The organism is Agromyces bauzanensis, assembly GCF_014645655.1.
In the GTDB taxonomy this organism is placed as follows: Bacteria; Actinomycetota; Actinomycetes; order Actinomycetales; family Microbacteriaceae; genus Agromyces; species Agromyces bauzanensis.
Window position 1 is genome coordinate 45,040 of sequence record NZ_BMMD01000022.1, and the last position, 22,136, is coordinate 67,175.

Annotated in this window: 20 protein-coding genes and 1 pseudogene; 9 read left to right on the forward strand and 12 right to left on the reverse strand. The window is 69.8% G+C overall.

The features are described from left to right. Positions 1-152 precede the first annotated feature (152 nt). The 5 genes from IEX31_RS15800 (at position 153) to IEX31_RS15820 (ending at position 7,595) form a co-directional block, all read left to right on the forward strand. Complete coding sequence (locus tag IEX31_RS15800) at positions 153-1,214, forward strand: ABC transporter ATP-binding protein (protein ID WP_188744366.1); 1,062 nt, start codon at positions 153-155, stop codon at positions 1,212-1,214. A 41-nt stretch (positions 1,215-1,255) separates the two neighbouring features. Then, complete coding sequence (locus tag IEX31_RS15805) at positions 1,256-2,434, forward strand: ABC transporter substrate-binding protein (RefSeq protein ID WP_188744367.1); 1,179 nt, start codon at positions 1,256-1,258, stop codon at positions 2,432-2,434. 82 nt (positions 2,435-2,516) lie between these two features. Then, positions 2,517-3,431 carry an ABC transporter permease gene (locus IEX31_RS15810; protein ID WP_188744368.1) on the forward strand — a complete coding sequence of 305 codons (915 nt, stop codon included), beginning with the start codon at positions 2,517-2,519 and terminating at the stop codon, positions 3,429-3,431. A gap of 9 nt (positions 3,432-3,440) precedes the next feature. Further along, positions 3,441-4,241 (forward strand): ABC transporter permease, encoded by an 801-nt coding sequence (locus IEX31_RS15815; RefSeq protein WP_188744369.1) that lies wholly within the window; start codon positions 3,441-3,443, stop codon positions 4,239-4,241. A 180-nt stretch (positions 4,242-4,421) separates the two neighbouring features. After that, a complete protein-coding gene (locus IEX31_RS15820) occupies positions 4,422-7,595 on the forward strand; it encodes an ExeM/NucH family extracellular endonuclease (RefSeq protein ID WP_188744370.1) in 3,174 nt (1,057 codons plus the stop codon). A gap of 103 nt (positions 7,596-7,698) precedes the next feature. On the opposite strand, the gene IEX31_RS15825 is transcribed toward IEX31_RS15820, so the two are convergent. Continuing rightward, on the reverse strand, positions 7,699-9,603 hold the full coding sequence (locus IEX31_RS15825) for a vWA domain-containing protein (protein ID WP_188744371.1): 1,905 nt from the start codon (positions 9,601-9,603) through the stop codon (positions 7,699-7,701). Between the two features lie 190 nt (positions 9,604-9,793). Next, a complete protein-coding gene (locus tag IEX31_RS15830; RefSeq protein ID WP_188744372.1) occupies positions 9,794-10,348 on the reverse strand; it encodes a hypothetical protein in 555 nt (184 codons plus the stop codon). A gap of 174 nt (positions 10,349-10,522) precedes the next feature. On the opposite strand from IEX31_RS15830, the gene IEX31_RS15835 reads away from it, so the two are divergent. After that, entirely contained in the window at positions 10,523-11,152 is a 630-nt protein-coding gene (locus IEX31_RS15835; protein ID WP_188744373.1) for a nucleoside deaminase, read from the forward strand. A gap of 52 nt (positions 11,153-11,204) precedes the next feature. On the opposite strand, the gene IEX31_RS15840 is transcribed toward IEX31_RS15835, so the two are convergent. Continuing rightward, entirely contained in the window at positions 11,205-11,852 is a 648-nt protein-coding gene (locus tag IEX31_RS15840; RefSeq protein WP_188744374.1) for a MarR family winged helix-turn-helix transcriptional regulator, read from the reverse strand. A 96-nt stretch (positions 11,853-11,948) separates the two neighbouring features. On the opposite strand from IEX31_RS15840, the gene IEX31_RS19330 reads away from it, so the two are divergent. Next, positions 11,949-12,566 carry a MarR family winged helix-turn-helix transcriptional regulator gene (locus tag IEX31_RS19330; RefSeq protein WP_188744375.1) on the forward strand — a complete coding sequence of 206 codons (618 nt, stop codon included), beginning with the start codon at positions 11,949-11,951 and terminating at the stop codon, positions 12,564-12,566. Between the two features lie 36 nt (positions 12,567-12,602). Here the strand turns inward: IEX31_RS19330 and IEX31_RS15850 are convergent, their stop codons facing one another. Both IEX31_RS15850 and IEX31_RS15855 read right to left on the reverse strand, forming a co-directional pair. Then, a complete protein-coding gene (locus tag IEX31_RS15850) occupies positions 12,603-14,003 on the reverse strand; it encodes an MFS transporter (RefSeq protein WP_188744376.1) in 1,401 nt (466 codons plus the stop codon). Between the two features lie 160 nt (positions 14,004-14,163). After that, positions 14,164-15,060: a serine protein kinase RIO gene (locus IEX31_RS15855; protein WP_229662415.1), complete on the reverse strand. Its 897-nt coding sequence runs from the start codon at positions 15,058-15,060 to the stop codon at positions 14,164-14,166. Positions 15,061-15,299: 239 nt separating this feature from the next. On the opposite strand from IEX31_RS15855, the gene IEX31_RS15860 reads away from it, so the two are divergent. Continuing rightward, positions 15,300-16,886 carry an MFS transporter gene (locus tag IEX31_RS15860; protein WP_188744377.1) on the forward strand — a complete coding sequence of 529 codons (1,587 nt, stop codon included), beginning with the start codon at positions 15,300-15,302 and terminating at the stop codon, positions 16,884-16,886. Between the two features lie 100 nt (positions 16,887-16,986). On the opposite strand, the gene IEX31_RS19075 is transcribed toward IEX31_RS15860, so the two are convergent. The 4 genes and pseudogenes from IEX31_RS19075 to IEX31_RS15870 form a co-directional block, all read right to left on the reverse strand. Then, the gene (locus tag IEX31_RS19075) at positions 16,987-17,313 is read right to left on the reverse strand and encodes a sodium-independent anion transporter (protein ID WP_344999866.1); all 327 of its coding nucleotides are present in this window, start codon (positions 17,311-17,313) and stop codon (positions 16,987-16,989) included. Positions 17,314-17,525: 212 nt separating this feature from the next. Next, a pseudogene (locus tag IEX31_RS19335) lies at positions 17,526-17,684 on the reverse strand (SulP family inorganic anion transporter); the annotation flags it as partial. Then, a complete protein-coding gene (locus IEX31_RS19080) occupies positions 17,681-18,310 on the reverse strand; it encodes a SulP family inorganic anion transporter (protein WP_268237003.1) in 630 nt (209 codons plus the stop codon). The pseudogene IEX31_RS19335 and the gene IEX31_RS19080, both read right to left, overlap by 4 nt. Positions 18,311-18,383: 73 nt before the next feature. Continuing rightward, the gene (locus tag IEX31_RS15870; protein ID WP_229662417.1) at positions 18,384-18,797 is read right to left on the reverse strand and encodes an ArsR/SmtB family transcription factor; all 414 of its coding nucleotides are present in this window, start codon (positions 18,795-18,797) and stop codon (positions 18,384-18,386) included. 64 nt (positions 18,798-18,861) lie between these two features. Between IEX31_RS15870 and IEX31_RS15875 the strand changes: the two genes are divergently transcribed. Further along, positions 18,862-19,461: a TOPRIM nucleotidyl transferase/hydrolase domain-containing protein gene (locus IEX31_RS15875; RefSeq protein ID WP_188744379.1), complete on the forward strand. Its 600-nt coding sequence runs from the start codon at positions 18,862-18,864 to the stop codon at positions 19,459-19,461. Between the two features lie 36 nt (positions 19,462-19,497). Here the strand turns inward: IEX31_RS15875 and IEX31_RS15880 are convergent, their stop codons facing one another. The 3 genes from IEX31_RS15880 to IEX31_RS15890 all read right to left on the reverse strand — a co-directional run bounded on the left by IEX31_RS15880 (position 19,498) and on the right by IEX31_RS15890 (position 21,850). Beyond that, complete coding sequence (locus tag IEX31_RS15880) at positions 19,498-20,094, reverse strand: TetR family transcriptional regulator (RefSeq protein ID WP_188744380.1); 597 nt, start codon at positions 20,092-20,094, stop codon at positions 19,498-19,500. A 91-nt stretch (positions 20,095-20,185) separates the two neighbouring features. Beyond that, positions 20,186-21,181, reverse strand: a complete 996-nt coding sequence (locus IEX31_RS15885) for an aldo/keto reductase (protein WP_188744381.1) — start codon at positions 21,179-21,181, stop codon at positions 20,186-20,188. An 84-nt stretch (positions 21,182-21,265) separates the two neighbouring features. After that, positions 21,266-21,850, reverse strand: coding sequence for a TetR/AcrR family transcriptional regulator (locus IEX31_RS15890; RefSeq protein ID WP_188744382.1), 585 nt, complete (start codon positions 21,848-21,850; stop codon positions 21,266-21,268). Positions 21,851-22,136: the final 286 nt, after the last annotated feature.

Genomic DNA, 22,136 nt, shown 5'->3' on the forward strand with positions numbered 1-22,136 from the left:
CCTCCCCGGCATCCTCCTCGGAACGTGACTCCTCGGAACTGTGACAAGACCGTAACACGGCGGACTGGATTCAGACATCTGGATCCATATGATTTTGACATCGCCCGTTTAACGGCGTGCGCGAGCAGCGCGGATGCATCGAAGGGGACGCCATGACCGACCAGCAGCCGGCCATCCGGCTCACCGGGCTCACGAAGGAGTTCGGCGCCGTCACCGCCGTCGACAACGTCGACCTCGAGATCGCCGCCGGCGAGTTCTTCTCGATGCTGGGCCCGTCGGGGTCGGGCAAGACGACGGTGCTGCGGCTCATCGCTGGCTTCGAACAGCCCACTTCCGGCACCATCGAGCTGTTCGGGCAGGATGTCACGAAGCGCGCGCCGTTCGACCGCGACGTCAACACCGTCTTCCAGGACTACGCGCTCTTCCCGCACATGAGCGTGCTCGAGAACGTCGCCTACGGCCTGCGGGTGCGCGGCATCGGCCGCAAGGAACGCAACGAGCGTGCACGCCGGGCGCTCGCCTCGGTGCGACTGGAGCAGATGGCGGCCCGCAAGCCCTCGCAGCTCTCGGGCGGCCAGCGCCAGCGCGTCGCCCTCGCCCGAGCCACGGTCGTGCAGCCGAAGGTGCTGCTTCTCGACGAGCCGCTCGGCGCCCTCGACCTGAAGCTCCGCGAACAGATGCAGGTGGAGCTGAAGGAGATCCAGCGCGACCTCGGCATCACGTTCATCTTCGTGACGCACGATCAGGAGGAGGCGCTCACGCTCTCCGATCGCATCGCCGTGTTCAACGACGGGCGCATCGAGCAGCTCGGCACGCCCGCCGAACTCTACGAGCACCCGGGCTCCCGGTTCGTCGCCGATTTCGTCGGCACGTCGAACCTCCTCGACGACGCGGCGTCGCACGAACTGCTCGGCCGCGGCGGCCTGCATTCCGTGCGTCCCGAGAAGATGACCGTCGGCGGTGGCGAGACCGGCGCCGACGTGCACAACGCGCCCGGCACGGTCGTCGAGACGATCTACCTCGGCAGCGGCATCCGCATCGTCGTCGACCTCGACGCGGGCTCACGCGTGAGCGTGCTCGAGCAGAACGACCGCCATCGCGTGCACGACGACGAGCGCGGCGACCGCGTGGTCGTGAGCTGGCACGACGCCGACGTGATCTCGCTCGCGACATCCGAGTCGGTGACGGATGCCGCAGCCGCGGCATCCGTGTGACCTGCACCACCCTGCACCACACAGAGAAACAGGAGAGAACCATGAAGCGGAATCCACTCACCGCGCGCAGCGGCGCGACGGTGGGCCTCGCGATCGCCTCGATCGCGGTGCTCACCGCCTGCGGCACCCAGTCCGGCGGCTCCGGCGGCGGCGACGCCGCCGAGGAGCTCGGCGAGATGGAGGGCCAGGTCTCGATCCTCGCGTGGCCCGGCTACGTCGAGGACGGCTCGAACGACCCCGCCGTCGACTGGGTCAGCTCCTTCGAGGAGGAGACGGGATGCGAGGTCACCTCGAAGACCTACGGCACCTCCGACGAGGCCGTCAACCTCATGAAGTCGGGCGACTACGACGTCGTGGTCGCCTCGGGAGACGCGACCCTGCGCCTCATCGCCGCCGAGGACGTCGTGCCGGTCAACACCGACCTCATCCCGAACTACGAGGGCATCTACGACTTCCTGAAGGACAAGGAGTGGAACTCCGTCGACGGGGAGTCGTATGGCGTGCCGCACGGCTACGGCGCGAACCTGCTCATGTACAACACCGAGGTCGTCACCGAGGCGCCCACCTCGTGGGACGTCGTGTTCGACCGCGCCGGTGAGTTCACCGGCAAGGTCACGGCATACGACTCGCCGATCTACATCGCGGATGCCGCGGTCTACCTCATGGCCCACCAGCCGGAGCTCGGCATCGAGAACCCGTACGCCCTCGACGAGGAGCAGTTCCAGGCCGCGGTCGACCTGCTGAAGGAGCAGCGCCAGCACGTCGGCGAGTACTGGTCGGACTACCTCAAGGAGATCCAGGCCTTCCAGACCGGCGACTCGGTCGTCGGCACCACCTGGCAGGTCATCCAGAACGTGCTGGAATCCGAGGGCGCGTCGACCGGGGTCGTGCTGCCCGAAGAGGGAGCCACCGGCTGGTCGGACACCTGGATGATCGCGGCCGGGGCCGAGAACCCGAACTGCGCGTACGCGTGGCTCGACCACATCGCGAGCCCCGAGGCGAACGCCGCGGCCACCTCATACTTCGGCGAGGCTCCGTCGAACGACGCCGCGTGCGAGTTCCGCGAGGACTGCGAGGCCTACCACGCCGGTGACGCGGACTACGCGTCGCAGATCTGGTACTGGACGACCCCGATCGCGGAGTGCGTCGACGGCCGCACCGACGTGGAGTGCGTCGACTACGCGGCGTGGACCGCGGCCTGGCAGGAGATCAAGGGCTGACCTGCTCGCCCGCTCCGTGGGTCGGGGAGACGGTCGCCGTGCCGCCTCCCCGACCCGCAGCTTCCGACACGACAGGACACGCATGACGACGAACGCCCCGACGCGGCATCCGCTGCCCGCGCGCCGCGCCGGCTTCGCGCGGAAGGGCTCCGCCTTCCTCGCGACCCACCCGAGGGCGCGCCTGGCATTCCTGCTGACCGCGCCGCTGTTCTGGCTCGTCGTCGTCTACGTCGTCGCGCTCGCGCTGCTGCTGGTCACCGCGTTCTGGTCGGTCGACAGCTTCACGGGCGAGATCACCACCGAGTGGACGATGGACAACATCATCACGGTGCTCACCGGCTCGCTGTACCAGACCGTGACCCTGCGCACCCTCGGCGTGGCGCTCGCGGTGACGATCGTCGACGTGCTGCTCGCGCTGCCGATCGCGTTCTACATGGCAAAGGTCGCGTCGCCGCGGATGCAGCGCATCCTCGTCATCCTGGTGCTCACGCCGCTGTGGGCGAGCTACCTCGTGAAGGCCTACGCGTGGCGTTCGGTGCTCTCCCAGGACGGCATCCTCGAGTGGCTCGTCTCGCCGTTCGGCGGCCACACGCCCGGGTACGGCCTGCCCGCGACGATCATCACGCTCTCCTACCTGTGGCTGCCGTACGTGATCCTCCCCATCTATGCGGGTCTCGAGCGCGTGCCGGACTCGCTGCTCGAGGCATCCGGCGACCTGGGCGGCCGCGCCTGGCCGACCATCCGCCTCGTCGTCTTCCCGCTCGTGCTGCCGGCGATCATCGCGGGCACGATCTTCAGCTTCTCGCTCTCGCTCGGTGACTACATCACGGTGAACATCGTGGGCGGCGCCAGCCAGATGCTCGGCAACCTCGTGTACACGAACGTTGGCGCGGCCAACAACCTGCCGCTCGCGTCGGCGATCGCGCTCATCCCGATCGTCATCATCTTCGGGTACCTCTTCCTCGTGCGCCGCACCGGTGCGCTCGACAACCTCTAAGGGTCACGGATGCGCCTCTCACGCCTCTCCCGGGCGACGCTCGGCATCGTCACCGCGGTCATCCTCGTGGCGGTCTACGTGCCGCTGGTCGTGGTGCTCGTGAACTCGTTCTCGACGTCGACGTCGCTCACCTGGCCGCCGCCCGGCTTCACGTTCGAGTGGTGGGTGCGGGCGTTCCAGAGCGCGGGCGCCATCGAGGCGGTGACGACGAGCGTGCAGGTCGCGATCATCGCCACGGTCATCTCGCTCGTGCTCGGCACGCTCATCTCGCTCGCCCTGCAGCGCTTCGACTTCTTCGGGCGCGACGCCATCAGCCTCCTCGTGATCCTGCCGATCGCGCTGCCCGGCATCATCACCGGCATCGCGCTCAACAACTTCTTCCGCACGATCATGGGCGTGCCGCTGTCGATCTGGACGGTCGTCATCGCGCACGCCACCTTCTGCATCGTCACGGTGTTCAACAACGTGATCGCGCGCCTGCGGCGCCAGGGCACGAACCTCGAGGAGGCATCCGCCGACCTCGGCGCCGGCGTCTGGACGACGTTCCGGCTCGTGACGTTCCCGCAGCTGCGGTCGGCCCTGCTCGCGGGCGGACTGCTCGCGTTCGCGCTGTCGTTCGACGAGATCATCGTGACCACCTTCACGGCCGGCTCGGGGGTGACGACGCTGCCGATCTTCATCCTGAACAACATGTTCCGGCCGAACCAGGCGCCGATCGTGTCGGTCATCGCGGTCGTGCTCGTGCTCGTGTCGATCATCCCGATCTACATCGCGCAGCGGCTCTCGGGGTCGGAGCAGCAGCACCGCTGAGCCGTGGCACAAGCGGCACCTGGTGCTCAGATGCGCAGCGCGGGATGCCGCGACTGCACATGTGAGCCGTTCACCGATTCTTCTCATTCGGGGGCCTTCCTCCGGCCGGATCGGCTCCCGTAGTCTGACCATCGTCTCGGGGGTCAGGTCGACACCCGCGCGTTGAGCCAGGGAGTCTCCATGAACCTCTCCGTCCGTCGTGTCGCCGTCACCCTCGTGACCGGGTCACTCCTCGCCGTCGGGCTCGCCGCAGCTCCGGCGGCCGCCGCAGAGGCGGCGCCGACCGAGCTCATCATCAGCGAGTACGTCGAGGGATCGTCGTTCAACAAGGCGATCGAACTGTACAACCCGACGGATGCCGCGATCGATCTCACCGGGTACACGCTCAGCGTGTACTTCAACGGAGCCTCGACCGCGACTGGGAACTTCGCCCTTGTGGGCGACCCCGTAGCGCCGGGTGAGACGTTCGTCTTCGCTGACGAGGACCTCGCCGCGTTCGCCGACCAGACCACTGGAGCGAGCCTTTGGAACGGCGACGACGCGATCGTGCTGACGCACGGCGGTACGGTGGTCGACTCGCTCGGCCAGGTCGGGTCGGACCCCGGTTCGCAGTGGGGCTCCGACCTCGTCTCCACCGCCGACAACACGCTGCGCCGTCTGGCGTCGGTGTGCGTCGGCGACACCGACCCGACCGACGTGTTCGATCCGACCGTGCAGTGGGAGGGCTTCGCGACCGACACCTTCGACGGGCTGGGTGCCCACTTCTGCGGCGAGGTCGGGCCGCAGGAGCCGGTGATCAACGAGTTCTCCGCCTCGACCACCGGCAACGACGTCGAGTACGTCGAGGTGCTGGTCGAGCCGGGTACCGATCTCAGCGACTACCGCGTGCTGGAGCTCGAGGGCGACAGCGGTTCGACCCTCGGATTCGTCGACGAGGTCGTCGCGTTCGGCACTCCCGATGCCGACGGGCGAGCGCTGGTCTGGCTCCCCGCCAACGCGCTCGAGAACGGCACCGTGTCGCTGCTCCTCGTCACCGGCTTCACCGGAGCGCTCGGCACCGACCTCGACGCCGACGACGACGGGGTGATCGACGACGTCGCCGGCCTCGCCATCGTCGACACGATCGCGGTCCACGACGGCGGGGCATCCGACCTCGCCTATGGCGACACCGTGCTGGGCGTCGCCTACGACGGCGCCCCGTTCGCGCCAGGCGGGGCTTCCCGCATTCCCGACGGCGCCGACACCGACACAACCGCCGACTGGGTGCGCAACGACTTCGACCTCGCCGGCATCCCCGGCCGGCCCGGCTCCCTCGTCGCCGGCGAGGCGGCGAACACTCCTGGCGTGCGCAATTCGCTCACCGTCGTCGTCGTGCCGTTGCCGCCGGCCGACTGCAACGCACCGGTCGTGACCATCGGTTCCGTGCAGGGCTCGGGCGACACCTCGCCCAAGGCCGGCACCTCGGTCCAGATCGAGGGCGTCGTCGTCGGCGACTTCCAGGTCGGCGGCTTCGAGGGCTACTACGTGCAGGACGCCGGCGACGGTGACACTGCGACATCCGACGGCATCTTCGTCTACGCGCCGACCGGCCTCGACGTCGCCCCCGGCGACGTCGTGCACGTCGCCGGCACGGTCAGCGAGTTCTTCGGCATGACGGAGGTCACCGCCACGGCCAATGCGATCTGTGCCACGGGCGCGGAGCTGCCCGCGGCGACGGAGTTCAGCCTTCCCGCGGAGCCCACCGACTACGAGTCGCTCGAGGGCATGCGCGTCACCCTGCCGCAGACGCTCTCGATCCTCGAGTTCTTCGAATACGGCCGCTACGGCCTGATCACGGTCGGCACCGACCGGCAGGCGCAGCCGACCGCCGTGTATGACGCCGTTACGCCCGAGGCGATCGAGCTCGCCGAGCAGAATGCGCGCAACCGGATCACGATCGACGACGGCCGCAGCGAGCAGAACCCCGACCCGGCGATCCACCCGAACGGCGACGAGTTCACGCTCGACAACCTGTTCCGTGGCGGCGACCTCGTGACGAATGTCACAGGCGTGCTCGACTACCGGTTCGACACGTGGGCGGTGCAGCCGACGCAGGGTGCCGACTTCGAGGTCGCGAACCCGCGGCCCGAGGCGCCCGAGGTCGACGGCTCGACCACGGTCGCGAGCTTCAACGTGCTGAACTACTTCACGACGCTCGGCTCTCGCGGCGCGAACGATCCGGTGGAGTTCCAGCGCCAGCAGGACAAGATCGTGAGCGCCATCTCCGAACTCGACGCCGACATCGTCGGCCTCATCGAGATCGAGAACAACGGCGACCTCGCGGTCGGCACGCTGGTCGATGCGCTCAACGAGCGGATGGGGGCCGACACCTATGCCTTCATCTCGACCGGGCCGCTCGGTACCGACGTCATCACGACGGCGCTCGTCTACCAGCCAGCCGAGGTGGCGCCCATCGGTGACCACGCGGTGCTGTCCGAGTCGGTCGATCCGCGGTGGATCGACGACCACAACCGACCTGCGCTCGCGCAGACGTTCATGGACCTCGAGTCCGGCGGCGACGTGACGGTGGTGGTGAACCACCTGAAGTCGAAGGGATCGGCATGCGCCGGCGAGCCCGAGGACACCAACGGCCAGGGCAACTGCAACATCGTGCGCACCGAGGCGGCTGCGGCCATGGTCGAGTGGCTGGCGACGAGCCCGACGGGGGCCGACGCCGGTCGTGAACTCATCATCGGCGACCTGAACTCGTACGACCAGGAGGACCCGATCCAGGTGCTCACGGGCGCGGGCTACACCGACCTGCTGCTGCGCGACCAGGGCGAGTTCGCGTACTCGTACGTGTTCGACGGCCAGCTCGGCTACCTCGACTACGCGCTCGCCGGCACCGACGTGGCCGACGAAGTCGTGGAGGCGACGACCTGGGCGGTGAACGCCGACGAGCCGAGCCTCATCGACTACGACATGACCTTCAAGAAGGATCCGCAGGACGCCCTGTACGCGCCCGACGCGTATCGATCGAGCGACCACGACCCGGTGCTCGTCGGTCTGAACCTGGTCGATCGGGTCGCGCCCGAGCTCGTCGTCACGGCGGAGCCCGAGTTCGTCTTCCCGCCCGACGCTCAGTGGCACTCGGTGGAGTTCGACGTCCAGGCGACCGACAACTCCAGCGGCGACATCACGGTGAGACTCCTCGGGGTGACGGCCACCGGCCACAAGGCGGACTCCAACGTGGTGTCCGACACCGAGGTGGAACTGCTCGCCCGACAGGGCGCCGTCTACACGGTGACGTTCGAGGCGACGGATGCCGCGGGCAACACCACCACCGCCGAGGTGATCGTGCGGGTCGGGCGGTAGGCCACCAGCCCGACCTGACACCAACGGCGCGCCACTCCCATCCGGGGGCGGCGCGCCGTACTCGTGGTGGGGCCGGCGGAGTCCGGATGCCGGTCGGGCGGCGCTAGAAGCTCGTCACGAGGTCGCCGAGCACGTCGCGCACCTTCGTCGGGTCCGTGGCGTCGTAGAAGTGGGCGCCCGTGGCGCTCGAGATCGACTGCAGGGTCGCGACGTCCGCGTCGGCCCCGTAGGCGAGGGTGAAGACGAGCACCGGGGTGTCGTGGTGGAGCGCCCCGAGGTTCGCGAGCATCTGCGGCGCGTCGATCGTGGGGCTGAATGTCTCGTTCTTGCCGTCGCTCAGCAGCACGACCGCGTTGATGCGATCGGGGTTCCAGTCGGCGGCACGCTGGCGTGTGAACTCGTCGACGGCCGCGTACAGGGGCGTGAACTCCACGGGCCGAAGGGCGCCGAGGGCCTTGAGGAAGTCGGGACGCGTGTCGCCGATGTCGGCGACGGGGCTCACGAGCCCGGGGCTGATGGGGCCGTCGTCGACTGCAGAGAACGCCGCCAGGCCCACTTCGTCGCCGGCCGTGAAATGGCCGAGCGCCTGCGTGATGGCATCCTTCGCCGCGGCGAGCTTCGAAGCGCCCGTCGTGATCGGCTCCTCCATCGAGCCCGACACGTCGACGAGGAACAGCACCGCCGCGCGCTTGCGAACCTCGGGGAAGGCCTCGTGCGTCGCCCGGATCACCTTGGTACCGGGGAACGGCAGTGCGCCGGAGAGGTCGTCCGCGAGGCGGCCCACCTCGGCGACCAGCGGGTCGAACGCGCGGTTGAGGTCGCGGTAGCCGGATTCGCGCACGATCTGCTGGCCCTGCTTGGTGCCGGTGAAGCGCAGGAAATCCTCGCCGGCGGCGGTCTCGGCCTCGTCGACCCACGACCCGGCGAGCACGACGGCGGGGTTGTCGGCGACGAAGAATCCGTCGCTGGGGTAGATGGGCACGAGCTGCTCCGCGGGCGGCTCGCTCGCCACCCGGGTGAGGCCGTCGCGGCTGGTGACCCCGCGGTTGTAGTCCCACACGGACTTCTCGTCGACGATCACCGCCGAGAGGAAGTCGGCGACCGACCCCTTGTCCTCCGACTGGCGGGCGTGCCAGAGGAAGTGCTCGGGCGTCGCCATGTAGTGACTGGTCGAGAGCTCGTGCTGCCTGACCTCCTCGGTCACGCCGTCGTCGCGGATCTGCTCGACCGTCAGCTCGGCAATGGAGCCCGCGGCGGAACCATAGGAGGCGAGCAGCGCCGCCTCGCCGGAGGAGGCGATGAGCGGACTCGTCTTCCCCAGCTTGAACTCGCCCCACTCGGGATGGCCGAGGTCGTTCCAGGCCTCCGAGTCCTCGGCGGCGGCGAAGACGTCGCTCCAGCTGGGGCGCTCCTCGTCCCAGCCGATGGCGGCCGCGAGCGCCGCGGGCATGGCGAGCACGATGTCGGATGACCCGATGCTGGTGCCCTCCGCGGGCACGTTCACGCCGCCGCCCAGCGTGCGCGCGGTGGCGAGCCACGAGCTGGCATCGGGGATCCAGACGACGGGACGCTGGTCGGCGGGCAGCTCGGGGAAGCCGCCGGCCGCGTCCTCGGCGGCGAGGCCCGACTTGTCCGTCGTCGCGACGACCGTCACGCAGCTGCCGTCGATGTCGCGTGGCTGGGCGTTGTACCCCTCGACCAGCCGCGAGACCATCTCGAAGTTCTCGAGCGACGAGAGCACCGTCACCGTCGTGCACGGTTGGGCGCCGGCAGCCGCGGCCGGCTCGTCCTCGGGGAAGACGACGGGCTCCGCCGCCGCGGTCGTCTCGGGCGCGTCCTGCGCGTCGACCGACGGATCCTGGCCGTTCATGATGACCGCGGCGACGGCGCCACCGGTGGCGATGAGCACGAGCGCGATACCGGCGGCGATCGCAAGGGCGGTGCGGCGCCGGCGTACCCGACGAAGCCGGCGCCGTTCGCGCCGCGGTCCGGATGCGTCGGCGCTCATGCGATCGCCCCCGGGTTCGGTCGATCGCCGTGGGCACTGCCGTGGTCACGGAATGCACCCCGCTTCGGGGCGTCGGTCACGAGAGCGTCGGACATCGAGTCGTCCTCGGGTGTGGTACGGGGGACGAAGGCGAGCATATATCGAGATTCTGGGAGGGCCCAGTGTGCCTGTGGAGAACGGTCGGCCCGTGTCACGTGGTGGAGTTCAGCATTCCGATGGTGACCGCGGTCCACCAGGCGAGCTGCGAGACCACGGCGGTCGCGATGAACCGGATGCGCGCTCGACGAGGCAGGGCACGGAAGCGCATCTTGCGCGGGAACCGGCCGAGATAGGCCGTCCACTGGGTGAGTGCGACGCCGTTGAGTGAGACGACCAGCACGGCCAAGAGCTTCACGATGGTCGTCGGCGCTTCCAGGTCGGGCTGGAGCAGGGCGCCCGAGGCGAGCAGGCCGATGAGCCCCGCCCAGATCGGCGGTTTCAGGGTGACGTCGACCTGCCGCAGGTCGCGGACCGTCCGCCACTCGGTGGCCCAGAGCAGGGCGTGCCACTCGACCATCAGGACCGCGCCGAGTCCGACGACGAGGGACGCGAGGTGGACGAAGAGCGCCGTCGTGTGGAGCCACGGCGGCGGAGCGAGGAGCGTGCTCACCCAGATGGTCGCCGCCCAGCCGCCCGTGATGAGGACATATCCGACCGCGCGCCGGCGTTGTTGCCGGCGCTGCTTCACCTTGAGGGTCATGGTCACGGAGCAGCCGTCGCCCTCCTCCTCGTGTCGTCTCCCCGGGCCTCAGACTACCCGCCCGCGTCCCCCCGTTCGAAGGCCGAGCAGCCGATGTTCGCCAGACGTGTCGCCGCGTCGACGCGTCCGACTCGCCGGCGCGTCGCGACGCGGCGTGACGGCGGGGGCAGAATGGGGCGCATGGACGCGCCGCTCGCCACCGACTTCTCCGCCTCCCTGCCCGATTGGCTGGTCGACGACCTCGACGATCTCGCCGAACGGCGACTGGGCTCGACCGAGGAGCGGATGTCGCTCGTGAACGAGCTCGCCGACCGCAACTGGCGGGCCGGCAACGGCGGCCCGTTCGCGGCCATCGTGGTGGACCGGGCGACCGGCGAGCTGGTCTCCGTCGGCGTCAACGTCGTACTCGCCACGAACCTGAGCGCGATGCATGCCGAGATGATGGCCCTGAGCCTCGCGCAGCGGCGACTCGGGCAATGGGACCTCGGCGCCGAGGGTGCGGACGTCGAGCTCGTCGTCAACTGGCGGCCCTGCGTCATGTGCTACGGCGCGACCATGTGGGGGGGCGTGCGCTCGCTCACCATCGCGGGCGAGGGTGCCGAGGTCGAGGAGCTCACGGGATTCGATGAGGGGCCCATGCCCGACGATTGGGTCGGGGAGTTCGAGCGACGGGGCATCCGGGTATCGGTTGGTGTCGGCCACGATGACGCGATCGACGTGTTCCGCGCGTTCGGGGCATCCGACGCCGTGGTGTACAACGCGCGGGGAAGCTCGGCGGCCGCGCGCGAGGCATCCACCGGCGAAGGATGAACCAGAGGCCGCGGCCCCCGGACCTGTTGGTCCGGCGGCCGCGAGCCGACGCTCATGCGCCTCTGCGGTGGTGCTCGCCTCCGTCGTGGTCATCGCCGTCGTGCAGGTGCACGTGGACGTGCACGTCCTGCTGGGCGGCGTAGTGACCGCGGTGGTGCCAAGGGCCGAAGCCATCGCGGGGGCCGAAGCCCTCGCGCATCGCGAAGCCGTGCATCGGCATGCCGTGGTGGCGATGACCGAATCGGCGGCCGCCGCGGCGCCCACGGGGGAGCGACTGGGACTCGTCCCAGCCGAGTTCGCGGGCGATGGCCTCGAGGCTCCGCAACGTCGTCGCGAAGTCCTCGGGTGAGACGGCGCCGGCGACGCGCTCGCGGAGTGCGCTCACCTGCGACTCGAGCCGGCCGCGGGCCTCGCGCCCCGCCTCGGTGATCTCCGGCGGGAAGCCGGCGACCCACCCGCGCTCCACCAGACGGTGCAGCGCGTGCGGCTTGGCGTGCAGTCGCTCGGCGAGGTGCTCGTCGCGCGCCGTTCCGGCGAGGAGGTTCAGCATCTGCCAGTCGCGGCGGGTGATGCCGTCGTCGGCGAAGAGCGCCTCGATCTCCTCGGAGATGCGGCGGTCGACGAGTTTCAGCCAGAAGCCGAGCGGTCGGTGCTCGGGCTCACCGGGGGCGGTCTGAGCGGTGTCGGTGTCGGTGTTCATGTGGTGTTCCCTTCTCGGTGCGCCGTTCGGGCGCCCGGCGCGCGGTGCGCGTCTTCATTTGTATGTCAAGTGACATGTACATGTACTATGACATATATGAATCCATCCCGTCGAGGCGGACCCGGCGAACCCACAGGTCCGGCCGGGTCCGATCGATCGCCCGCCGACCCGATCGTGGCGATCGAGGCGGCACTCGGCGCGCTGCGAGGCCGAGGGTCGAACGGCCCGTTCGGATGGGGCCCTGGCGGCGGACCCTTCGGCTGGGGGCCCGGCGGCCCGGGGGCGGGGCATCGGCACGGCGGCGCCGGCGGCCCGTTCGGTGCGCATTCCCACCGGGATCACGGGGGACCGAACCGGCACGGCGGCCCCGGTGGTCGGGGCGGTCACGCCGCGATCCGGCTGCTCATGGTGCTCGCGGATCACGGTCCGAGCTCGGTGACCGATCTCGCCGCGGCGATCGGCGTCGATCAGCCGCGGGCGAGCCGGCTCGTGCAGGCCGCGGCCGATGCCGGCCACGTGCGACGCGACGTCGATCCGAGCGACGCCAGGCGGAGCATCCTCGTCATCACCGATGCCGGTCGCACGGCGCTCTCGTCGCTGCTCGATCACCGACGCGGGGCCGTCGAGCGCGCCCTCGCCGACTTCTCGCCCGATGAGCGCCGACAGTTCGCCACCCTGCTCACCCGGTTCACGGAGGCCTGGCGGCGCGGCTGAGCCGGCCGCCGACCCGTCGGGCGTGGCCCGACCGGCTCAGGCGTGCTCGGCCGGTGCCTTGACGAACAGCATGAGCACGAGACCGGCCGCGAGCACGATCATGATGCCGAGGATGCCCCAGTACGTCGCCCCGAACGCCAGGATGAACGTCGACCACAGGAGCGGCGAGAGGAAGCTCGCCGCCCGTCCGGTGGTCGCGTAGAGGCCGAAGATCTCGCTCTCGCGGCCCGCCGGCGTGACCCGGGCGAGGAACGAGCGCGACGCCGCCTGCGCCGGGCCCACGAACAACGTGAGCACCAGGCCGAAGATCCAGAACACGAGCTTGCCCGTGTCGTGGAGGAAGAACACCGCGAGCCCGGCGATGAGCAGGCCCGACAGCGAGAAGATGATCACGGCGCGCGCACCGAACCGATCGTCGAAGCGTCCGGCGAGAATCGTCGAGAGCCCCGCGATGAGGTTCGCGGCGATGCCGAAGATCAGCACCTCGTTCTGCGTGAAGCGGAACGCCACGGCCGCGATGACCGCGCCGAACGCGAACACGCCGGCCAGCCCGTCGCGGAAGACGGCGCTCGCGAGCAGGAACCAGAACGTCGGGCGCGAACCGCGCCAGAGCGCGACGACGTCCTTGACGAGCACGACGTACCCGCGGAAGAACGACACTCGCTCGCGTCGGGGCGCCGGCGGCGCCCCGGGAACGTACGCGAACACGGGCCAGGCGAAGAGGATCGTCCAGACGGCGCAGCCGACGGCGATCACACGGAAGGCGAGGCCGTTGTCGGTGGGCATGCCCCACCACTCGAACGTGGTGGCGACGACGACCAGCACGAGCGCGACGATGCCGCCGATGTACCCGAGGCCCCAGCCGAGCCCCGAGACCTTGCCGACCGTGCGCGGAGTCGAGACCTGCACGAGCATCGCGTTGTAGTTCACGCCCGCGATCTCGCTGAACACGGTTCCCGCGGCGATGAGCGAGACGCCGAGCACGAAGTACTGGGGCGAGCCCTGCACGAAGAACAGCGCGAACATGCACGCCACGAGCGCGATGGTCGCTCCGCCCAGCCAGAGCTTGCGGCGGCCCGCGATGTCGGCCCGCTGACCCAGCACCGGCGCGAGCACCGCGATGAGGATGCCCGCGATGGTGATCGCCCACCCGAGACCGCTCGCGAGGTCCGCGAGGGCCGCCTCGCGCGCCGGGTCGCCCTCGTCGAGCGCCGCGACCGCCGGGTCGAGGAACGTGTCGCTCGTCAGGTAGAGCGCCGTGAACACGAACGTGAGGATGACCGAGTTGAACGGCTGCGTCGCCCAGTCCCACAACGCCCACGAGATCACCTGCCGTCGCGGGATCCGTCGCCCCTCCTGCAACTGGAGGCCCATGACGCCGATGGCGCCGCTGTTCGCGGTGGCGGGCGGGGCCGGCTGTTCGGGGGGAAGGGTCATGACGGAAGCCTCGTTCGCTCGGGTGAACGGGAGGTGACGGGGCGTGGTCGGCCCGGCATCCCGGGTGATCTGCGCTGATCTTCGTGCACTGTAACGCCCGCGGATGCCTCGGTGCGAGTGGCGCGGCGATCGGCTCGCGCCGCGGCATCCGCTCATCCCTTCAGAACCCGACCTCGCCCACGAGCTCGCTGAACAGCTCCTCGGCGTCGCACTCGAGGCGCTGCCTCGTGAACCACTCGCACACGTTGACGCAGTCGCGGTGCAGCAGGTCGAAGCCCTGCGGATTCGACACGAGGTCGACGACCTGCGGCAGGTCGATCGCGACGACGCGCCCGTGGTGCACGAGCAGGTTGTACGGCGAGAGATCGCCGTGCGCGAGTCCCGCCCGTGCGAGCACGTGCATGAAGTCCGCCACCTGCTGGAACAGGTCGCGCAACAGGTCCCGGCCGGCCCGCACCTGGGCCAGCCGCGGCGCCGCGACCCGGCCGTCGCCGATGAACTCCATGAGCACCTCGGTGTCGTGCACCTGCACCGGGTACGGTACGGATGCCCCGAGCTCGGTGAGCCGGCTCAGCGCGTCGAACTCGGCGTAGGCCCACTGCACGCGGGCCACCGATCGACCGAACGAGGTGCCCTTCGCGACGGCGCGCACGTCACGGCTGCGACGGGTGCCGCGGCCCTCGGTGTAGACGGCCGAGCGATGGAAGTCCGAGTGTTCGCTCGAGCGGTAGCGCTTGGCGGCGAGCAGCACGGCGTTGCCCGGCACGTCGGCCGGGGCATCCGGAACCGCCCGCTCGATGAGGAAGAGGCTCGCCTCCTTGCCGGTCTTCACGACACCGAGTTCGGTGTCGATGGCGGCAGCACTGGTCACGAGCCAGTCCGGGCGCGGCTCGGGACCGCGCTCGGTGGGGATGGTCGCCGGCCACGTGGACCAGCGCTGGCCCTCGCCGGGCTCGGCGGCCTGGAACATGAGGGCGGATGCTTCGACGGGGCTCAGCACGGGTGGCGCGCCGAACGGCGTGGTCGATGGTTCGTCGAGAGACGAGAGGAATTTCACGGTGGTTCTCCGAGGTCACGGAGGCCACCGACGCGCTGTCAGCGGGCGGCCTCACAGGGAAGGGTGTCTGCGATGCGCACGACAAGGACGGTGTTCATCGATCTCTCCTTCCGATCTCGGGCGGCGGATGCCGCTGGCGGTCCGCAGGCGAGCGTACGCGCGCGTGGTCGCCGTGTCCAGAGCCGGGCCTGGGGACGTTGGTCCTATCCGCGGGACCGCCGCGTGTGGTTGGGTGAGCCATGGCCGACACGACCTCGGGTGCGCCCGCGACGTTCAACGGGCGGCTGGCGCTGCTGCTCGCGATGGCGATGTTCGTGCTCGTCGTCGACACCTCGATCATGAACGTGTCGATCTCCGCGGTCGTTCGCGATCTCGGCACGACCGTGAGCGGCGTGCAGGGCGCGATCGCCCTCGAGGCGCTGGTCTCGGCGGCGTTCATCCTGATCGGCAGCAAGACCGCCGATCTCATCGGACGCAAGCTCGCCTACATCCTCGGGCTCCTCGGCTACGCAGTCGGCGCGATCGCGATGACCCTGGCGCAGGGCCTCACCGCGATCATCATCTTCTGGGCGATCATCGGCGGCATCGGCGCGTCCCTCCTGCTGCCCTCGATGCAGGCGCTCATCCACGGCAACTTCAGTGGCGACCACCAGAAGCGCGTGTACGCGCTCGTCGGGGCCTCGGCGGCGATCGCCGCGGCCGTCGGGCCGCTGCTCGGCGGCTTCATCACGACGTTCCTCTCGTGGCGGGTGGCATTCGCACTGGAGGCGGCGATCATCGCGGTCGTGCTGTCGGGCATCCGGCTCGTGAAGGACGTGCCCTACACGGGCTCTCGCACGGTGGACTGGACCGGGGCGGCGCTCTCGGTGCTCGGCATGGGCGGCATCGTGCTCGGCATCCTGGTCTGGCAGGAGGGCGGCCAGTACGTTGGCCTGCTGATCGGCGTCGGCGCGATCGCCATGGGGGGCTTGGTGTGGTGGCTGCGCGCGCGGAAGCGGCGGGAGCAGGCGACCCTCATCGATCCCGCGCTGTTCAGGTCCAAGGTCTTCCGGGCCGGGGTCAGCGGGCAACTCCTGCAGCAGGTCGCGCTCGGCGGCTCCATGATCGTGCTCCCGATCTACCTGCAGATGGTGCTCGAGTACAACGCCCTCTGGGCGGGCATCTCGATCGCCCCGCTCTCGCTCAGCATGTTCGTGGTCGCGCTGCTCGCCGGCAGACGACTCAAGAACCGGCCGAGCAACATCGTGCTCACGGGATTCGTGCTGCTCGTCGTCGGCCTCGCCGTGCTCGTGCCGATCGTGCCTCGCGCCGATTCGGGTTGGTGGCTCACGCTGCCCCTCATCGTCGCCGGAAGCGGACTCGGGCTGCTCGTCTCGCAGCTGAACAACTACACGCTCTCGCCCATTTCCGACGAGCGCGTGAGCGAGGCGGCCGGCGTCAACTCCGCGGCCGGCTCGTTCGGCCTGTCGTTCGGGCTCGCGTTCGCCGGCGCCATCATGCTCGCCGTGCTCGCGTTCACCTTCACGGCGCGAGCCGAATCGAGCACCGTGCTGCCGCCGGAGGACCAGGAACGGGTCGCGGTCGCGCTCGAGGAGGACGCACAGCTCATGTCGACCACCCAGCTCGAGGAACTGCTCGCCGAGGAGCCGACCGAGGTGCAGGACGAGATCGTCGCGATCAACGAGGAGTCCCGGCCGATCGCCCTGCAGGTGGCGCTCTTCGTCCCGATCCTCGCAGGGGTCCTCGGCATCCTCAACGCGCTGCGGATGCGGCGGCTGCCTGATCCGAAGCAGTCGGCGGCCGCCGAGGGGATGTCGCTCGGCTGAGTCGCGGCTCAGCCGGCCGCGAGCGCGGACCGGTCGTGGCTACGACGTCGGGGCGAGCCGGGTCGCGACCGTCGGGTGCATCCTCGACTGCGCACGGGCTTCACCGGCCCGCGCAGGATGTGGCTTCGGGCGTGCTCGACGGCCGACGGCAGGTCGTCGAAGAGGTGGTTCTGGTGCCGCAGCGAGGCGATGGCGCCGACGTGGGTGAACAGCTGCAGGTGGCGGGTCTGGATCCCTTCACGAGCACGGTCACGCCGCGCCGCTCGAGCGCCTGGATGAGCTCGTTGATGACCTGGGCGCCGGTCGCGTCGAGGATCTGCAGCTGCGACATCCGGATGATGACGACCTCGACGTCGCGGATGACCCCGACGCGCTCGAGCATGCGCTCGGCGGCGCCGAAGAACAGGGCGCCCTCGAGGCGGAACACGGCGATGCGCTCGTCGCCGGGCTGAGCCGGGCGGGGAGTTCCTCGCGGTGCACGCCGCTCGATCGGGCGAGGGCCCGCAGCGCGAAGAAGGCGGCCCCGGCGATGCCGATGAGCACGGCGTAGATGAGGTCGAACGTCACGGTGATGAGCGCGGTGGTGACGAACACGACGGCGTCGGAACGGGTCGAGCCGACCACCGTGCGCACGGTCGCGACCGAGATCATGCGCGTCGAGGTCACCATGAGCACGCCCGCGAGCGCGGCAAGCGGGATGACCGCGACGATGCTCGCGCCGGCCACGACGATGCCGGCGAGCAGCACGGCGCGCACGATCGCGGCGAGCCGGGTGCGCCCGCCCGTGCGCACGTTCACGGCGGTGCGGGCGATCGCCCCCGTGGCGGGCAATGCCCCCGAAGAAGGCGGATGCCACCGACGCGAGTCCCCTGTCCGACGAGCTCGCGATCGGCGTCGTACGGACCGGTGTCGGAGATCGACGCCGCGACGCGCGCCGAGAGCAGCGACTCGATGGCGGCGAGGGCGGCGACGGTGAAGGCCGCGCCGATGAGGGGCGACATGGTGTCGAACGTGCGTTCGGGCACGATGGGCATGGGCAGGCCCGGCGGCAGCTCGCCGATGGTGGCCACCGGGAGCTGCGCGACGGCGACGACGCACACGAGCACGATGGCGATGATCGAGCCGGGCAGCAGCTTGTGGATCCTCGGCGCGAACACCATGACGGCGGCGACCACGAGCACGATGCCGAGCGCCCAGGCGGCCTCGGGCCAGCTCACCGTGGGCAGCGACTCGATGGCGGCGACGAGCGCATTGGTGCTCGGCCTGGGCTCGGTGCCCAGTGCGGCGGGCACCTGCTGCAGGAAGATGATGATCGCGATGCCGAGGGTGAACCCCTCGATGACCGGCCAGGGGATGTACGTGACGGCGCGACCGAGCCGCCGCACGCCGGCGACGACCACGATGACGCCCGCGAGCAGGCCCACGATCGCGAGGGCGCCGAGCGCAGCGCCTTCGCAAGCCGCGTGCCGGCCGTGCCGGTCATGCCGGTCGCGCCGGTCATGCCGGCTCTCCGGCCGCCTCGACGGCGGTCGCGGCCGCCTCGACGGCGGGCGCGGCCGGCGGGAGCTCGGGCAGGCCCGAGCTTTCGACGAGCTGGCGCTCGGTGGTCTCCAGGATGTCGCCGAGCAGGGTTCGGGCCACGCGCAGCAGGTCGGCGACCTGGGGGTGCGCGAGCCGATAGTACACCTGGTTGCCGCGGCGGTCGGCGGTCACGAGGCGGTTGTTGCGCAACACGGCGAGATGCTGCGACAGGTTGGAGGCCTCGAGCCCGGTCACCTCGAGCAGGTCGGAGACGGATGTCTCGGGGCGGGTCGAGAGCACCTCGAGCACGCGCACCCGGAGCGGGTGGGCGAGGCCCTTGAACAGGTTGGCCTTCACCTCGTAGAGCGGCCGGCTGGCATCGGGCAGCACGACGCCTCCTGAAGCGATTGATGGATTGATAAATCCATTATACGCCCGGGGGTAGGGTCGGCGCATGCGAGCGGAGAGGTCAGGCGAGGCATCCGCCACCCTCGTGCTGGTCGAGGGCGAGAGCGACCGGTTGGCGGTCGAGGTCGTCGCCGTGCGGGTCGGGGTGGACCTCATCGCCGCCTCGGCGACGATCTTGCCGATGAACGGCGTGACGAACCTGCATCACCACCTCGCGGCCTTGGCGCGCAGGCCGGTGCGTCCGCGGGTGGTCGGGCTCTTCGACCTCGGCGAGGCGGCGTACGTGCGACGCGCGGTGATGCGGGCGGGCCTCTGGCCCGAACACGCCGATCTCGCCGCGGTCGGGTTCTTCGCGTGCGATCCCGACCTCGAGGGGGAGCTCATCCGCGCCCTCGGCGTCGAGCGGGTCGAGGAGCTCCTGGCGGAGCATGGCGAGCTCGCGCGGTTCCGCTCGTTCCAGCAGCAACCGGCGCAACGGGCGAAGGAGGTTGACGTGCAGCTCCGGCGCTTCATGGGCACCCACAGCGGTCGCAAGGCGCGTTTCGCGCCCATTCTCGTGGCGGCGCTCGAGGATTCGCGAATCCCCGCTGCACTCTCGTCGCTGCTCGCCTCGGCGGTGGATCGGTCGTCGCTGCCGGGGGAATGAGGTAGATCCGTCCATCAGCGTCTCGGGTGCTGAAGGTCAACGGCCTGATGGACCGGCGCGCAGCCCGCACAGGATGAGCGCGATCACAGCGTCGAAGTCGGCGTCGATGCCCGACTCGGACCATTCCATGGCGTGTACAGGATGGTGGAACCGGGCGGTGGCCTGCAGCACCGCCCGTCCGGCGACGGTGGCATCGGTGGGGGCGAACTCGTCGCGCGAGATGCCCGACTCGATGATCTGGGTGATCTGCGCTGCAAGGAGCCGCAGATGCTCGGCGACGACCTCCCGCGCCTCGGTGGCGATGGTGTGGAAGGTGTCGAAGAGCTCGGGGTCCTCGCGGGCCATCCGCCGCTTCTCGGCGCTGAGCCGCAGCAGCCATCGGTGCAGTCGCTCGGGGGCAGGCCCGTCCTCGGCTGCGATGACCGCCAGGGGAGCCGACACGCGTGCCAGCCAGCGTTCGGCGACCGCGTCGCGCAGTGCCGTCTTGCTGGGGAAATGCCGGTAGACGCTGCCGTGGCTGACCCCGAGCGATCGGGACACATCGAGGACGGTCGCCTTGGCGGGACCGTAACGGCGCAGGACCTCCTCGGCGGTGTCGAGGATTCGTTCGCGTGTCAGGATCGTGTCGCTCATCGGATCGCGACGCCTCCATTCACGGTGCAGGTGCCCATCGCGAGCACCTGCACAGCGTACCGAGGGGCGAGCATGCCCGCCCTGTGCCCGATCACCTGCGCTCGCTGTCCAGGATGGACATCTGGGACGCGTCGTAGCGGGTTCCAGCCACCGCGTCAGCCGGAACCGCGGCCTCGATCACGGCCAGGTCATCATCGGTCAGGGTGACCTCGAGCGCGCCGAGTGCCTCAGCCAGCCGGTCGCGACGACGTGCCCCGACCAGGGGGACGATGTCGGCGCCGCGCGAGAGGACCCAGGCGATGGCGACCTGCGCGACCGTGGCGTCCTTGGCGTCGGCGATCCGACGCAACTCCTCGACGAGGGCGAGGTTCTGGTCGAGGTTCTCGCCGCTGAAGCGGGGAAGGTGTGAGCGGAAGTCGGCTTGCCCGGCCTTCTCCTTGGCCCAGTGCCCCGAGATCAGGCCCCTGGACAGCACCCCGTATGCGGTGACGCCGATGCCCAGCTCGCGTGCCGTGGGCAGGATCTCGTCCTCGATCCCGCGGGAGATCAGGGAGTACTCGATCTGCAGATCGCTGATCGGGTGCACCGCCGCCGCACGTCGGAGGCTGTCCGCGCCGACCTCGGAGAGGCCGATGTGGCGAACATGCCCGGCCTGGACCAGCTCGGCCAGCGTGCCGACGACGTCCTCGATCGGCACCTCGGGGGAGAGGCGCGACATGCGGTAGATATCGACGTGGTCGGTGCCCAGGCGACGCAAAGTGTGGGCGAGGAAGTTCTTGATAGAGGCGGGCCGGGTCTCGATGCCCAGAACGGCGCCGGAGGGGTCGCGCAGGATGCCGGACTTGACGCTGATCACCGCGTTGTCGCGGTTGCGGCTCTTGAGGGCGTCGCGCAGTAGCAGCTCGTTGGCGCCCATTCCGTACCAGTCGCCGGTGTCGAGCAGGGTGATGCCGGCATCGAGTGCGGCGTGGATCGTGGCGATGCTCTCGGCCTCGCTCGTGGGGCCGTACAGGTCCGACATGCCCATCAGGCCGAGTCCCAGAGCGGAGACGTCGGGGCCGGTGGTGCCAAGGGTGTGTGTGTCCATGATTGTGGTTCCTCCAGAACTCGTGGTCTGGTGGAGAGGCTACGTTATCCGACTGACAGATTCAAGATTCTGTCAGTCCAGCAATCAGTCCGGGGGGCAGGCTGCGTCGACGAGCGACCGCGCGGCCGCCTTGGCTGCAACGGATGCCGCGGGATCCGCGTCGAGGACGCCGCTGGCGAGGCCGCCGTCGATGAGCATGGTCAGCTGACGGGCGAGCAGGTCGGGATCGGCGGCTCCGGCGCGGCCGGCCAGGTCGGTGACCCATGCGCGAACGACGCGCTTGTGCTCGACGGTGCGGGCATGCACGTCGCTGCCGGACTCGGACTCGGCGGCGGTGTTGATGAACGCGCACCCGTGGAACCCCTCCCGGCGGGCGGCACTGGCGAGGGCGTCGAACATGCCGACCATCTGCGCCCGGGGGTCATCACCGGCGTCGCGAGCGGCCGCGCGCAGTTGCCCGAACCAGCCCTGATCGACCTTGTCGAGGTAGGCGAGCACGAGCTCGTCCTTGCGCGGGAAGTGCTTGTACAGCGTCGCCTTGGCCACACCCGACTCGGCGATGACCGTGTCCACCCCGACGCCCCGCGGCCCGTGGGCGTAGAAGAGCCGGAACGCGGTGTCGAGGATCCGCTCGCGCGCGGGCTGTACCGGCGTGTCTGCATGACTCATGTGTGCTCCCTCCGAAGTCGGCATGTCCAGACATTCTACAGACAAGTCTGTCTGTAGGTGAGCACCCGCAAAGCCTCGCGAACTAGCGGCGATCTATTGTGGGTTGAGGTTGTAAGTAGACAGACCTGTCTGTTAGCTTGATCGTGCTCGGGAGATCCGGGCGAGCTGACGTTTTCGAGATAGTGGGTATCCATTTCGCTGACGTGATTACGCGGCGTGGCGCCAGGGTCTGTCGAGCGGCTGACCGGTGAGCGTCGCTGGCTGCGCTCGGCGTCCAGTGCGCGGG

Bases quoted from the DNA above. Each gene is read 5' to 3' on its own strand.
- IEX31_RS15885 (WP_188744381.1), bottom strand. From the start codon at position 21,181: ATGGACACACACACCCTTGGCACCACCGGCCCCGACGTCTCCGCTCTG.
- IEX31_RS15860 (WP_188744377.1), top strand. From the start codon at position 15,300: ATGGCCGACACGACCTCGGGTGCGCCCGCGACGTTCAACGGGCGGCTG.
- IEX31_RS15820 (WP_188744370.1), top strand. From the start codon at position 4,422: ATGAACCTCTCCGTCCGTCGTGTCGCCGTCACCCTCGTGACCGGGTCA.
- IEX31_RS15890 (WP_188744382.1), bottom strand. From the start codon at position 21,850: ATGAGTCATGCAGACACGCCGGTACAGCCCGCGCGCGAGCGGATCCTC.
- IEX31_RS15815 (WP_188744369.1), top strand. From the start codon at position 3,441: ATGCGCCTCTCACGCCTCTCCCGGGCGACGCTCGGCATCGTCACCGCG.
- IEX31_RS15800 (WP_188744366.1), top strand. From the start codon at position 153: ATGACCGACCAGCAGCCGGCCATCCGGCTCACCGGGCTCACGAAGGAG.
- IEX31_RS15880 (WP_188744380.1), bottom strand. From the start codon at position 20,094: ATGAGCGACACGATCCTGACACGCGAACGAATCCTCGACACCGCCGAG.
- IEX31_RS15825 (WP_188744371.1), bottom strand. From the start codon at position 9,603: ATGAGCGCCGACGCATCCGGACCGCGGCGCGAACGGCGCCGGCTTCGT.
- IEX31_RS15850 (WP_188744376.1), bottom strand. From the start codon at position 14,003: ATGACCCTTCCCCCCGAACAGCCGGCCCCGCCCGCCACCGCGAACAGC.
- IEX31_RS15810 (WP_188744368.1), top strand. From the start codon at position 2,517: ATGACGACGAACGCCCCGACGCGGCATCCGCTGCCCGCGCGCCGCGCC.
- IEX31_RS15805 (WP_188744367.1), top strand. From the start codon at position 1,256: ATGAAGCGGAATCCACTCACCGCGCGCAGCGGCGCGACGGTGGGCCTC.
- IEX31_RS15875 (WP_188744379.1), top strand. From the start codon at position 18,862: ATGCGAGCGGAGAGGTCAGGCGAGGCATCCGCCACCCTCGTGCTGGTC.
- IEX31_RS15840 (WP_188744374.1), bottom strand. From the start codon at position 11,852: ATGAACACCGACACCGACACCGCTCAGACCGCCCCCGGTGAGCCCGAG.
- IEX31_RS19330 (WP_188744375.1), top strand. From the start codon at position 11,949: ATGAATCCATCCCGTCGAGGCGGACCCGGCGAACCCACAGGTCCGGCC.
- IEX31_RS15835 (WP_188744373.1), top strand. From the start codon at position 10,523: ATGGACGCGCCGCTCGCCACCGACTTCTCCGCCTCCCTGCCCGATTGG.